The following is a 12,277-nucleotide window of genomic DNA, read 5'->3' as shown; positions in this document are numbered from 1 at the left end:
GGGCTCGTCTCGACTCTTTTCATGCGCGGTAGTGACGCCACGCAAGCACCCAGGTGCCCAGCAACAGCGCCGTCACGGCCAGTCCGATGGCGGAGAAGTCGAGCGACTCCAGCCCTGCCCACAGAGATCCCGTAACGCCTGCATGCTCGCCGAGCCATTGCAGCCACTCCACCCCGCCGATGACAAGCGCGACCAAGACCGACAGCCCGGTGATGACCACGTTGAAGCCCAGCTTGCGCGCGGCGTCCTGCATGGCCCAGTCATAGACTTTGAGCATGGCCAGGCCGTCCAGGGTATCCATCAGACTCATGCCGGCGGCAAACAGCAGGGGAAAAACCAGCACGCCCCACACCGGAAAATGACTGTGCTGGGCGAACGCCGCGGAAAGTCCCAGCACCGCCACTTCGGTCGCCGTATCGAAGCCCAGGCCGAAAAGAAATCCCAGCGGCAGCATCTGCCAACTGGCGCGAATGCGGGCATACACCGCGTGAAACCATCGGCTCACGCCGCCGCGTTGCGCCAGCAAGCGCTCGACGGCGGCCTGACTCACGACCTCACCCCGGCGCGCGGCCAGAAGCAGACGCAGCAGGCGACGGAAAAGGGCCAGATTCACCAGCCCGATCAGGGTGAGGAAGGCGGCGGAGACCAGCGTGCCGATCCACCCGCCCGCCACGCCGGCAGTCCGCATGAAGGCATGGGCGTCGCGCGCCAGCAGCGCCACCATTGCCGACAGCAGCACGACCACGCCGCTGTGCCCCAGCGAGAAAAACAGGCCGACCGCCACCGGTCTCTGGCCGTCCTGACGCAGCTTGCGCGTGACGTTGTCGATGGCGGCGATGTGGTCGGCGTCGAAGGCATGGCGCAGGCCGAGAAAATAGGCCAGCAGGCCGATGCCCAGCAGCGCCGGGTGACCGGGCAGCAACGCCAGCAGCCAGCCCCATGCGGCGAGATGCAGGGCCAGCAGGGTGAAGCCGGTGGCGCTGAGTACGCGGCGGTCGAAACCACCGGGCAAGCGAGGAAAGTGCGTTCTCTCCCTCCCCGCTTGCGGGGAGGGTTGGGGTGGGGAGCTTCTGCGCCGCGCCATCACGCCGGCTGCAGCAATCCCTTGGTTTCGATGAACCGCACCACCGCCTCCAGCCCGTCGAGGGTCTTGAGGTTGGTCATGGCATAGGGTCTGCCCGGACGCATGCGCTCGGTGTCGGCGCGCATCACGTCGAGGTTGGCGCCCACGTGCGGGGCCAGATCGGTCTTGTTGATGACGAACAGATCGCTCTTGGTGATGCCAGGCCCGCCCTTGCGCGGAATCTTCTCGCCGCCGGCCACGTCGATGACGTAGATCGTCAGGTCACTGAGCTCCGGGCTGAAGGTGGCGGCCAGGTTGTCGCCGCCGGACTCGATGAACACGATGTCGGCGTCGGGAAACTGCTCCAGCATGCGGTCGACCGCTTCGAGGTTGATCGAGGCATCTTCGCGGATGGCCGTGTGCGGGCAGCCGCCGGTTTCCACACCCATGATGCGTTCGGCCTCCAGCGCGCCGGCCACCGTCAGCAGGCGCTGATCTTCCTTGGTGTAGATGTCGTTGGTGACGACCACGAGGTCGTAGCGCTCGCGCATCGTCTTGCACAGCATTTCCAGCAGGGTGGTCTTGCCCGAGCCCACCGGACCGCCGATGCCCACGCGCAGCGGCGGCAGGCGCTTGCTGCGGCGCGGGATGTGATGCAGCGGACTGGCGGTGTCGGTGGAGTGTGCGTTCATGAGCGGAATAGGCGGGAGTATTGGATTTCGTGCTGGCTGCTGAGGATGGCCAGCATGGGCGAGAAGCTCTGCCAGTCGTCCATGCGGTCTTGCAGATTTCGTGCCTGCTCGACCGCAGCGGGGATGTCGGGTAGCAGGGCGGCGAGCAATCGCTGCCCGCTGCTCTGGCCCAGCGGCACCGCGCGCATCGCCGCCTGCACCTGGTTCTCCAGCCAGGAGAAGGCCAGGGCGTGGGCCATGTGTTGCGCGTCCAGCCCCAGCGCCAAGCCACCCAGGGCGAAGGCCAGCTGCCAGGCGGGTGCGGGTTCGAGTTGCGCGGCCAGCGGCAGCGCGGGGTGATCGGGGCGCAGATTGCGCAGCCACTCCAGCATGGAGCGGCCCATCTGCTGGCTTTGCTGGCGCAACTCAAAGGTCTCGCGAGTCGCCAGCACCCAGGTCTGGATGGTTTGCAGCGCGGCGGAATCGGCAGCTTCCCAGGCGGCGTGGGCGGCGCAGGCCGCGGGCAGTTCGCTGCGAGCCACGGTGAGCTGCAACTGGCCGCGCAGCCAGGCGAGCGTCTGGTTTTCGTCGGACACGAGGCCCGCATCCACCGCCGCTTCCAGCCCCTCCGAGTAACTGAATCCGCCCACCGGCAGGGCGGGCGAAGACAGCCACATCATGTGCAGCGCGGCCGAGGCATCGGCCTGGAGCGCCACGCCCAACGAGGTCGGCTCAGGCGTGGTCGTGCCCATCCTGCTCGTGCGAATGCGCGTGGTCGTTGCTTTGGGCATGCGCCGGGCGATCTCCATCACCATGCGCATGGGCATGACTCTCTCCATAGGCGCCCGCCTCGGGCTCGAACGGCGCCTGCACTTCGGTGACGATCAGGTGCATGCGGCGCAGCATGTCGGCCAGCACGGGGTCGGGCTCGAACTGCAGGCAGTCGGCCCGCACTTCGAGCTGTACATGGCGATTGCCCAGGTGATAGGCGGCGCGCGGCAGATCGGTGGCCAGACCATGCGCCGGGCAGGCGCGCACCTGCAGCACCGTCTGCGGCGCGGCGACCACGCGGATCATCGAGCCGTCTTCAGCCACCAGCAGGTCGCCGCCGCGCAGCACCGTGCCGCGCGGCAGGAACACGGCGAGGTGGCGGCCCGCGCTGTCGTGCGCGTCGAAGCGGCTTTTGCTGCGCGTGTCCCAGTCGAGGCTGACCGTGGCGGCGCGCTGGACCAGCGCAGGGGCAAGGCCGCGTGCGGCGGGAAGATGTTTGTTGACGGTGAGCATGGCGGAGTTTGTGGAGAGTCGGTTTGCAGGAAATCGGGGATCAGTTTAATATAACAACTGTTATAACTTTATTTCGCCACCAGGAAGCCGCCATGTCCGCCCTCAAACTCACCCAGATCGGTAATTCCGTCGGCGTCATTCTGCCCAAGGAACTCCTCGCCCGCCTCAGGCTGGAAAAGGGCGACACGGTGTTCGTCACCGAGGCGGCCAATGGCGTCACCCTCACCCCTTACGACCCCGCGCTGGGTGAACAACTGCAACTGGGCCGCGAATTCATGCGCGAGTACCGCGACACCTTCCACCAACTCGCCAAATGAACTGGCGTTTCATCGACCGGCGTGCGCTGCTGCTGTTGCACGACGAAAGCCTGGCCGAACACGGCGGCGCGCCCGGCCTGCGAGATGAAGGTCTGCTCGAATCGGCGCTGGCTCGGCCACTGCATCTGGTGGCCTACGGCGAGCCGGATCTTGCCGCGCTTGCCGCCGCCTATGGGGTGGGCCTGGCGAAAAATCATGCTTTCGTCGACGGCAACAAGCGAGCAGCTTTTCTCGCGGTCGGTTTGTTCCTTGCCCTGAACGGCCAGCGCCTTGCCGCGACACAGGCCGAAGCCACGCTCACCATGCTCTCAGTCGCCTCCGGCGATATGCCCGAGGATGATTTTGCCGTGTGGATCCGCGCACATCTGCTGCCGCGCTAACCGAAAGGGTTGACCACACGCACCCCGGCGATGATGGCCCCGGCATGCAAGTCCTCCGTGAACAGTTCGGTGCAGCCGCTGGCCTGGGCCGCCTGGACGATGAGGGCGTCGTAGAACGACAGATTCCAGCGTTGCCGCAGGTCCAGCGCCTGCAGGATCGCTTGCGGCGACGTAGAGACCACATCGAATCCGGCAAAAAATTCCAGGCGGGCGCGGATGAGATCGACAGGCAAGCCGAGCTTGCGCAACCCGGCTGCGGCGAACTCCTGCAGCACCTGCGTCGAGATCACGCCCGAGGCCTCGACCATGTGGCTGCGGATCAGCCCGATGGCGATTTGCTGTTTGTCTCCGGCGTCGCCCGCGTCGGCGTAGAGCAGCACGTTGGTGTCGATGAAACTGCGCGCATTCACCGGGGCTCGCCCTCGTTGCGCAGATGGAGTTGCTCGCGGTCGAAGGTCCAGCCGCGCAGGCGCCCAGGGCTTTGCAGCGCCGACTGCGCGTAGGCCTCCGCTGCTGCCGCGCGTTGCTGCTCCCCGGCAAGGCGCTCCAGATAGTCGCGCACAACTTGGTTCAGACTCTTGCCCATGGCTTGCGCCGCTACACGCGCCCGCTCGGCGACCTGCTCATCCACGGCCAGGGTGATGTTCATTGGGTTGGCTCCAGTCGAAATCACACATAATATGTGCACACAGTTTATGTGCGAAATGCAAAAATACAAGAGATCGTGCCGGAGGGCGCGGCCGAGCAGTCTCAAAACAGGAAATATCGCTGCGCCATTGGCAGCATCGCGGCCGGCTCACAGGTGAGCAACACGCCGTCGGCGCGCACCTCGTAGGTCTGCGCGTCGACCTCCATGCGTGGGATGTAGGCGTTGTGGACGAGGTCGGATTTTTTGACGCTGCGGCAGTTGCGCACGGCGACCAGGGGTTTGCGCAGGTGCTGTTGCCGGGCGATGCCGCCGTCCAGCGCGGCCTGCGAAACGAAGGTCAGCGAGGTGGCGGTGCGCGCGCCGCCGAATGCGCCAAACATGGGGCGGGTGTGCACCGGCTGCGGCGTGGGAATCGAGGCGTTGGCGTCGCCCATCAGCGCGGCGGCGATGAAGCCGCCCTTGAGAATGATGCTCGGCTTCACGCCGAACCACGCCGGGCGCCACAGCACCAGGTCGGCCCATTTGCCGACTTCGATGGAGCCGACCTCGTGCGCGATGCCGTGAGTCAGCGCGGGGTTGAGGGTGTACTTGGCAACGTAGCGTCTGGCGCGAAAGTTGTCGTTGCGGGACTCGCCCTGCGCACCTGTGGCGCCGGAAGGCGGAGCCAGCCAGCCGCGCTGCGCCTTCATCTTGTGCGCGGTCTGCCAGGTGCGCAGAATGACTTCGCCCACGCGCCCCATCGCCTGGCTGTCGCTGGACATGATGCTGATCGCGCCCAGATCGTGCAGCACGTCCTCGGCGGCGATGGTCTCGCGGCGGATGCGGCTCTCGGCGAAGGCCAGGTCTTCGGCAATATTGGCATCGAGGTGGTGGCACACCATCAGCATGTCGAGGTGTTCGTCGATGGTGTTGACGGTGAAGGGCCGCGTGGGGTTGGTGCTTGACGGCAGTACACTGGCCTCGCCCAGCACGCGCAGGATGTCGGGCGCATGGCCTCCGCCCGCGCCTTCGGTGTGGAAGGTGTGGATGGTGCGGCCCTTGAAGGCGGCGATGGTGTCTTCGACGAAGCCGCTCTCGTTGAGGGTGTCGGTATGGATGGCGACCTGCACGTCGGTTTCTTCGGCCACCGAGAGGCAGCAGTCGATGGCCGCGGGCGTCGTGCCCCAGTCTTCATGCAGCTTCAGGCCGATGGCGCCGGCCTCGACCTGCTCGCGCAGCGCCGCGGGCTGGCTGGCGTTGCCCTTGCCGAGAAAGCCCAGATTCATCGGGAAAGCATCGGCCGCCTGCAGCATGCGGGCGATGTTTTCCGGCCCCGGCGTGCAGGTGGTGGCGTTGGTGCCGGTGGCCGGTCCCGTGCCGCCGCCCAGCATGGTGGTGACCCCGCTCATCAGCGCCTCTTCGATCTGCTGCGGGCAGATGAAGTGGATGTGGCTGTCGATGCCGCCGGCGGTGAGGATGAGGCCTTCTCCCGCGAGGATTTCCGTTCCGGGGCCGATGACCATGTCCACCCCCGGCTGCACGTCGGGATTGCCCGCCTTGCCGATGGCGGCGATGCGCTGGCCGCGGATGCCCACGTCGGCCTTGACGATGCCCCAGTGATCGAGGATGAGCGCATTGGTGATGACCAGATCCATCGCCCCGTCGGCGCGCGTGCGCTGGCTCTGGCCCATGCCGTCGCGGATGGTCTTGCCGCCGCCGAACTTCACCTCTTCGCCATAGCCGCCGGCGCGCAGGGTGTAGTCGTCTTCCACTTCGATGAGCAGGTCGGTATCGGCCAGGCGCACGCGGTCGCCCACGGTGGGGCCGAACATCTCGGCATAGGCGCGGCGGGAGATCGTGGCCATCACAGCGCCCCCATCACGTCTTGGCGGAAACCGATGACCACCCGATCACCTGCAAAGGGCACGAGGGACACGGTCCGTTGCTGCCCCGGCTCGAAGCGCACCGCGGTGCCCGAGGCGATGTTCAGGCGCATGCCGCGCGCGCGAGCGCGGTCGAAGCGCAGCGCCGGGTTGGTTTCGGCGAAGTGATAGTGCGAGCCGACCTGGATGGGCCGGTCGCCCGCGTTTTCCACCACCAGCGTGATGGGCTCGCGGCCGGGGTTCAAAACGAGGTCGCCATCGAGACAAAGGATTTCTCCGGGGATCATGGCAGTTCCGTTCAGACGATGGGTTGGTGCACGGTGACGAGCTTGGTGCCGTCGGGGAAGGTGGCTTCGACCTGGATGTCGGGAATGAGTTCGGCCACGCCCTCCATCACCTCGTCGCGGGTCAGCAGGGTGCGGCCGAAGCTCATCAACTCGGCCACGCTGCGGCCGTCGCGCGCGCCTTCCATCACCGCGGCGGTGATGTAGGCGATGGCTTCGGGCACGTTGAGCTTCAGGCCGCGCGCCCTGCGACGTTCGGCCAGCAGCGCGGCGGTGAAGATCAGCAGCTTGTCTTTTTCGCGGGGGGTGAGGTCCATGAGCGACGCAAGAAATGGAAAGGGTGAGGCGAGCTTAACGCGTTGCCACGTCGAAAGTGAAGGCTGCGAAAGTTCAGACCGGTATTGCTGCAAAAAGCAGACCTGCGGCCCATGCTGCAGACACCTGGCCTCGATTCGCCCCGGTTTGGTGCAAACGCACCAAAGTCGATTCTGACCCCGCTCGCCGTGGCGTCTCCAGCCCGATTGTGGAGCGTGTTCAGGCCCGCGCCGCGCAAGTTCTTGCCAACCGTCATCGAACTGTCACCCCGCACTGAAGGGGGCGGACAAAACCGTGGCACGCGACTTGCACCACAAGCAACGCTGCACCCACTCTCACCCTTGGAGGAAACCCCACATGGATCGTCGTACCGCACTCAAGACCGTTGGCGGCGCCGTCGCCGCAGCGGCGGCCAGCACCCTGCCCTTCCCCGCCATCGCCGCGAGCAAGGCGCCCATCAAGGTCGGCATCCTGCATTCGCTCTCGGGCACCATGGCCATTTCCGAAACCGCGCTCAAGGACGTGGATCTGATGACCATCGCCGAGATCAATGCCGCGGGCGGAGTTGACGGTCACATGATCGAGCCGGTGGTGGTCGACCCCGCCTCCAACTGGCCGCTGTTCGCCGAGAAGGCGCGCCAGCTCATCAGCCAGGACAAGGTCGCCGCGATCTTCGGCTGCTGGACCTCGGTGTCGCGCAAGTCGGTGCTGCCAGTGCTCGACGAGTTGAACGGCCTGCTGTTCTACCCGGTGCAGTTCGAGGGCCAGGAGCAGAACAGGCATGTGGTCTACACCGGAGCCGCGCCCAACCAGCAGGCCATTCCGGCCACCGAATACCTCATGAGCAAGGACGGCGGCGGGGCCAGGCGCTTCTTCCTGCTGGGCACCGACTATGTCTACCCCCGCACGACCAACGCCATCCTGCGCGGCTTCCTGCATTCCAAGGGCGTGAAGGACGCAGACATCGCCGAGGTCTATACGCCGTTCGGCTTTTCCAACTACCAGAACATCGTCGCCGACATCAAGAAGTTCGCCTCCGCCGGCCCGACCTGCGTGATCTCCACCGTGAACGGCGACTCCAATGTGCCGTTCTACAAGGAGCTGGGCAACCAGGGCATCAAGGCCACCGACATTCCGGTGGTCGGCTTCTCCATCGCCGAGCAGGAGATCGCGGGTATGGACGTCAAGCCGCTGGTGGGACAGCTCACCGCGTGGAACTACTTCGAGTCGCTGAAGAATCCGCGCAACGCCAGGTTCGTCAAGTCGTGGCAGGACTGGGTGAAAAAGGAAAAGCTGAAAGACTATCCGGTCACCGACGATCCGATGGAAGCGTCCTACATCGGTATTCACCTGTGGAAGCAGGCGGTGGAGAAGGCCAAGTCCACCAAGACCGATGCGGTGCGCAAGGCGCTGATCGGGCAGAAGTTCGCCGCCCCCGATGGCTACACCGTCGAAGTGCTGGAGAACCAGTACCTGAGCAAGCCGGTATTCATCGGCCAGATCAACGACAAGGCGCAATTCGACGTGGTGTGGAAGTCCAAGGGTCTGGTGCCGGGCGAGTCGTGGAGCCCCTACATCCCCAAACCGAAGAACGCCTGAGCGTTGGGCAGCGCAAACACTCCCCCTCCCAACCTCCCCCACGCCGTGGGGGAGGAGCAAATCGCAGTACATCGCGATGGTTTGCTCCCTCTCCGCTCGCGGGGAGGGTTGGGGTGGGGAGTCTTGAAAGCATCGATCCTTCTCTGTTTCGTTCACGACCATGACCTCTACGCGCACCCTGTGGCACCGACCCGGCGCATGGCTGCGCAGGGCGCTCGGCCTGCTGCTGCTCGGCTTGACGCCATTGACGCATGCCCTGACCCCGCAGGAAGCACTGGCCCTTTCCAGCGGCGACACCGACGAGCGCATCGCCGCCCTGCACAAGGCCGTGGCCAAGCCCGACCCGCAACTCGCCGAGTTTCTGCACAAGCTGCTCGACGGCGATGTGCAGATCGATGGCGACATGGTGCAGGTGCAAAAGGGCAATGACTGGATCGACCTGGCCACCGGCAAGGCCGTCACCCCCAGCGACAACGCGCAGGGCGTGGTCAACAACAACTATGTGCGCAAGGAACTGCAATCGGCCCGCGCCGCGCTCGACCTGTTTTCGCCGCAGCGCGCCCAGCGTCTGAAGGCCGTGCAGCAACTGCAGGACGATCCCACCCCGGTCGACCGCGGTCTGGTGGAGCAGGCGCTGAAAACCGAAAAAGACCCGGAAATCCTGCAGCGGCTGCAACTGATGCACGCCGCCATCCTGCTCACCAGCGCCAGCGCCGCCGAACGGCTGGCCGCAGCCAAGCAACTGGCGGCCAGCAACTACCCGGCAGTGCGCGCCCTGCTGCTGTCGCGGCTGGACAAAAAGGACGGCGCCTACGTTGAGTCGTCCCCGCTGGTGCGCACGCAGATCGAGAAAAGCCTGGCAGAGATCGACAGCCGCCTGGCCTGGGGCGAGCGGCTGGGCACGCTGTTTTCGGGCATCAGCCTGGGCAGCATCCTGCTGCTGGCCGCGCTGGGCCTGGCCGTCACCTACGGACTGATGGGCGTGATCAATATGGCGCAGGGCGAGTTCATCATGATCGGCGCCTATGCCACCTATGTGATGCAGGGCCTGTTCCAGCACTATCTGCCGGGTTATGTGCACTACGCGCTCATCGCCGCCGTGCCGTTCTCGTTCGTCGTGGCGGGGGGCATCGGCATGCTGATCGAGCGCACCATCATCCGCCGCTTGTACGGCCGCCCGCTCGAAACCCTGCTGGCCACCTGGGGCATCAGTCTGGTGCTGATCCAGGCGGTGCGCAGCCTGTTCGGGCCGCAGAACGTGCAGGTGGACAACCCGCCGTGGATGTCGGGCGGCTTCAACCTCATGGCCAATCTCATCCTGCCGTACAACCGCATGGTCATCATCGCCTTCACCGCCGTGGTGTTGCTCGGCATGTGGCTGCTGATCTCCCGCACGCGGCTGGGCCTGTTCGTGCGCGCCGTCACGCAGAACCGGCCGATGGCCTCCTGCATGGGGGTGCGCACGCCGCGCGTGGACATGCTGGCCTTCGGCCTGGGCACGGGCATTGCGGGCCTGGCGGGCTGCGCGCTCAGTCAGATCGGCAATGTCAGCCCGGAGATGGGTACAGGCTATATCGTCGATTGCTTCATGGTCGTGGTGCTGGGCGGCGTGGGCCAGCTCACCGGCACGGTGGCGGCCGCCATGGGCCTGGGGGTGGCCAACACCCTGCTCGAAGGCGTGGCGGGCGCGGTGCTGGCGAAGATCGCCGTGCTGGTGGCCATCATCCTGTTCATTCAGAAACGTCCGCAGGGCCTGTTCGCCCTCAAGGGCCGCAGCGTGGAGGGCTGAATCCCCATGGCCGCCATATTCGATGAATCCGGCACGCTGGCGTCGCCGCCGCGGGTGCGACTGCAGTCGCCCACGGCCTTTCTGCCGCTGTGGGGCTGGGCTGCGCTGATCGGCTTTTTGGTGCTTTCCGCCGTGCTGGTGCCGCTGCTGGCGCTGGCTCTGCCGCAGGACAGCATCCTGCATCTGTCGCCCTACTGGGTCGGGCTGTCGGGCAAGATTCTGTGCTACGCCATGGTGGCGCTGGCGATGGATCTGGTCTGGGGTTATGCCGGCATCCTGTCGCTGGGCCACGGCCTGTTCTTTGCGCTCGGCGGCTATGCCATGGGCATGTACCTCAACCGCGCGATGAATGCGGCCAGCGGCAACCTGCCCGACTTCATGCAGTTCATGCAGTGGACGCAGTTCCCCTGGTACTGGGTGGGCACCGAGCATTTCGCCTGGGCGCTGTTCCTGGCGGTGGCGGCTCCGGGCCTGCTGGCCTTCGTGTTCGGCTTTTTCGCCTTCCGCTCGCGCATCAAGGGGGTGTATTTTTCCATCATCACCCAGGCGCTCACCTATGCGGCCATGCTGCTGTTCTTTCGCAACGAAACCGGCTTCGGCGGCAACAATGGCCTGACCGATTTCAAGGTGCTGCTGGGCTTCCCGATGGGCACGGCGGGCATGACGGTGGCGCTGTTCGTCGCCAGCAGCCTCGTCCTGGTCGGCATGTTCCTGTTCTCGCGCTGGCTGGTGCGCAGCAAGTTCGGCCGCGTGCTCACCGCCGTGCGCGACGCCGAGAGCCGGGTGATGTTCTGCGGCTACAACCCGCTGTGGTTCAAGCTCGGGGTGTGGACGGTGTCGGCCATGATGTGCGGCATCGCGGGCGCGCTGTATGCGCCGCAGGTAGGCATCATCAACCCCAGCGAAATGTCCACCTCCAACTCGATCGAGATCGCCATCTGGACGGCCATCGGCGGACGCGGCACGCTGATCGGCCCCATCGTCGGCGCGGTGCTGGTGAACGCGGCCAAGAGCTGGCTGACGGTGGCCATGCCGCAGGTCTGGCTGTATGTGCTCGGCGGGCTGTTCATCGTCGTCACGCTGTACGCGCCGTATGGCCTCGTCGGCCTGCTCAGGCAACTGAGAGCCCCCAGGGCTGAGCTGCGCCCAGCCCGCCCCCCAAGGGGGTCAAGGAAACTTGGGGCGGCCCTGCGTTTCCTTGGGAGGGCGCGCCGTGGCTGAACTCGACTGGCGGGAGATCGTGTACCAGGAGCCCCTGCCCGAGCTCAGCGGCGATGCCACCGCGGGCTACGGCCACCTCATGCAACCTGGCGTGGACCTCAGCCACGGCGTGGCCCTTTATCTGGACGACATCAGCGTGAGTTTCGACGGCTTTCGCGCCCTCAACAAACTCAGTCTCTCGCTCGACGTCGGCGAACTGCGCTGCGTCATCGGCCCCAACGGCGCGGGCAAGACGACGATGATGGACGTCATCACCGGCAAGACCCGGCCCGACTCCGGCAGCGCCTTTTTCGGCCAGACCATCGATCTGCTCAAGCTGCGCGAGGCCGAGATCGTCGCCGCCGGGATAGGCCGCAAGTTCCAGAAACCCACGGTGTTCGAACACCTCAGCGTGCAGGACAACCTGGAACTGGCGCTCAAGTCCGACAAGCGGGCGCGCGCCACGCTGTTCTTCCGCCTGAACGCCGCGCAACGCCAGCGGGTCGAAGAAGTGCTCGAACAAATCCGCCTGCACGATCAGGCCGCGCGCCGCGCCGGCGACCTGTCTCACGGCCAGAAGCAGTGGCTGGAAATCGGCATGCTGCTGATGCTCGAACCCCAGCTCCTGCTGCTCGACGAGCCCGTGGCCGGCATGACCGACTTCGAGACCGACCGCACCGCCGAACTCTTTGTCTCGCTGGCTGGCAGGCACACCCTGATGGTGGTCGAACACGACATGGAATTCGTGCGCAAGATCGCGCACAGAGTCACCGTGCTGCATGAAGGCAGCGTGCTCGCCGAAGGCAGCCTGGAGCAGGTGCAGGCCGACGAGCGCGTGGTCGAGGTCTATCTGGGGCGCTGAAC

At 65.8% G+C, this 12,277-nt stretch carries 15 protein-coding genes; 6 read left to right on the top strand and 9 right to left on the bottom strand.

Going from position 1 to position 12,277, the window contains the following annotated elements:
• Positions 1–19: 19 nt before the first annotated feature.
• From RBR52_RS02055 to ureE, 4 genes are all read right to left on the bottom strand, one after another.
• Positions 20–1,012: a HoxN/HupN/NixA family nickel/cobalt transporter gene (locus tag RBR52_RS02055; protein ID WP_320375507.1), complete on the bottom strand. Its 993-nt coding sequence runs from the start codon at positions 1,010–1,012 to the stop codon at positions 20–22.
• Positions 1,013–1,083: 71 nt separating this feature from the next.
• Positions 1,084–1,755 carry an urease accessory protein UreG gene (gene ureG / locus RBR52_RS02050; RefSeq protein ID WP_320375506.1) on the bottom strand — a complete coding sequence of 224 codons (672 nt, stop codon included), beginning with the start codon at positions 1,753–1,755 and terminating at the stop codon, positions 1,084–1,086.
• Complete coding sequence (locus RBR52_RS02045; RefSeq protein WP_413818281.1) at positions 1,752–2,561, bottom strand: urease accessory protein UreF; 810 nt, start codon at positions 2,559–2,561, stop codon at positions 1,752–1,754. Before RBR52_RS02045 ends, ureG begins: the two co-directional genes overlap by 4 nt.
• Complete coding sequence (ureE, locus tag RBR52_RS02040) at positions 2,467–3,018, bottom strand: urease accessory protein UreE (RefSeq protein WP_320375505.1); 552 nt, start codon at positions 3,016–3,018, stop codon at positions 2,467–2,469. Before ureE ends, RBR52_RS02045 begins: the two co-directional genes overlap by 95 nt.
• 92 nt (positions 3,019–3,110) lie before the next feature.
• On the opposite strand from ureE, the gene RBR52_RS02035 reads away from it, so the two are divergent.
• Positions 3,111–3,335: an AbrB/MazE/SpoVT family DNA-binding domain-containing protein gene (locus tag RBR52_RS02035; RefSeq protein ID WP_320375504.1), complete on the top strand. Its 225-nt coding sequence runs from the start codon at positions 3,111–3,113 to the stop codon at positions 3,333–3,335.
• Positions 3,332–3,715 carry a type II toxin-antitoxin system death-on-curing family toxin gene (locus tag RBR52_RS02030; protein ID WP_320375503.1) on the top strand — a complete coding sequence of 128 codons (384 nt, stop codon included), beginning with the start codon at positions 3,332–3,334 and terminating at the stop codon, positions 3,713–3,715. The genes RBR52_RS02035 and RBR52_RS02030 overlap by 4 nt, the downstream gene beginning before the upstream one ends.
• On the opposite strand, the gene RBR52_RS02025 is transcribed toward RBR52_RS02030, so the two are convergent.
• The 5 genes from RBR52_RS02025 to ureA form a co-directional block, all read right to left on the bottom strand.
• The gene (locus RBR52_RS02025) at positions 3,712–4,125 is read right to left on the bottom strand and encodes a PIN domain-containing protein (protein ID WP_320375502.1); all 414 of its coding nucleotides are present in this window, start codon (positions 4,123–4,125) and stop codon (positions 3,712–3,714) included. The two genes, RBR52_RS02030 and RBR52_RS02025, sit on opposite strands and share 4 nt — an antisense overlap.
• Positions 4,122–4,364: a MerR family transcriptional regulator gene (locus RBR52_RS02020; protein ID WP_320375501.1), complete on the bottom strand. Its 243-nt coding sequence runs from the start codon at positions 4,362–4,364 to the stop codon at positions 4,122–4,124. The genes RBR52_RS02025 and RBR52_RS02020 overlap by 4 nt, the downstream gene beginning before the upstream one ends.
• Before the next feature lie 101 nt (positions 4,365–4,465).
• On the bottom strand, positions 4,466–6,208 hold the full coding sequence (ureC, locus tag RBR52_RS02015) for an urease subunit alpha (RefSeq protein WP_320375500.1): 1,743 nt from the start codon (positions 6,206–6,208) through the stop codon (positions 4,466–4,468).
• Positions 6,208–6,513: an urease subunit beta gene (locus RBR52_RS02010; protein WP_320375499.1), complete on the bottom strand. Its 306-nt coding sequence runs from the start codon at positions 6,511–6,513 to the stop codon at positions 6,208–6,210. The genes ureC and RBR52_RS02010 overlap by 1 nt, the downstream gene beginning before the upstream one ends.
• An 11-nt stretch (positions 6,514–6,524) precedes the next feature.
• Positions 6,525–6,827 (bottom strand): urease subunit gamma, encoded by a 303-nt coding sequence (gene ureA / locus RBR52_RS02005; protein WP_320375498.1) that lies wholly within the window; start codon positions 6,825–6,827, stop codon positions 6,525–6,527.
• Between the two features lie 355 nt (positions 6,828–7,182).
• Here ureA and urtA point away from each other — a divergent pair, with 355 nt between their 5' ends.
• The 4 genes from urtA to urtD all read left to right on the top strand — a co-directional run bounded on the left by urtA (position 7,183) and on the right by urtD (position 12,275).
• Positions 7,183–8,424, top strand: coding sequence for an urea ABC transporter substrate-binding protein (urtA, locus tag RBR52_RS02000; RefSeq protein WP_320375497.1), 1,242 nt, complete (start codon positions 7,183–7,185; stop codon positions 8,422–8,424).
• Between the two features lie 160 nt (positions 8,425–8,584).
• The gene (urtB, locus tag RBR52_RS01995; RefSeq protein WP_320375496.1) at positions 8,585–10,213 is read left to right on the top strand and encodes an urea ABC transporter permease subunit UrtB; all 1,629 of its coding nucleotides are present in this window, start codon (positions 8,585–8,587) and stop codon (positions 10,211–10,213) included.
• A gap of 6 nt (positions 10,214–10,219) precedes the next feature.
• A complete protein-coding gene (gene urtC, locus RBR52_RS01990; protein ID WP_320375495.1) occupies positions 10,220–11,434 on the top strand; it encodes an urea ABC transporter permease subunit UrtC in 1,215 nt (404 codons plus the stop codon).
• The gene (gene urtD, locus RBR52_RS01985; protein WP_413818280.1) at positions 11,427–12,275 is read left to right on the top strand and encodes an urea ABC transporter ATP-binding protein UrtD; all 849 of its coding nucleotides are present in this window, start codon (positions 11,427–11,429) and stop codon (positions 12,273–12,275) included. The genes urtC and urtD overlap by 8 nt, the downstream gene beginning before the upstream one ends.
• Positions 12,276–12,277 lie beyond the last annotated feature (2 nt).

This window comes from Thiomonas sp., assembly GCF_034007205.1.
Lineage (GTDB): Bacteria > Pseudomonadota > Gammaproteobacteria > Burkholderiales > Burkholderiaceae_C > Thiomonas.
Note: the sequence above shows the minus strand (reverse complement) of the source record. Positions and strands in the feature narration are given on the sequence as shown.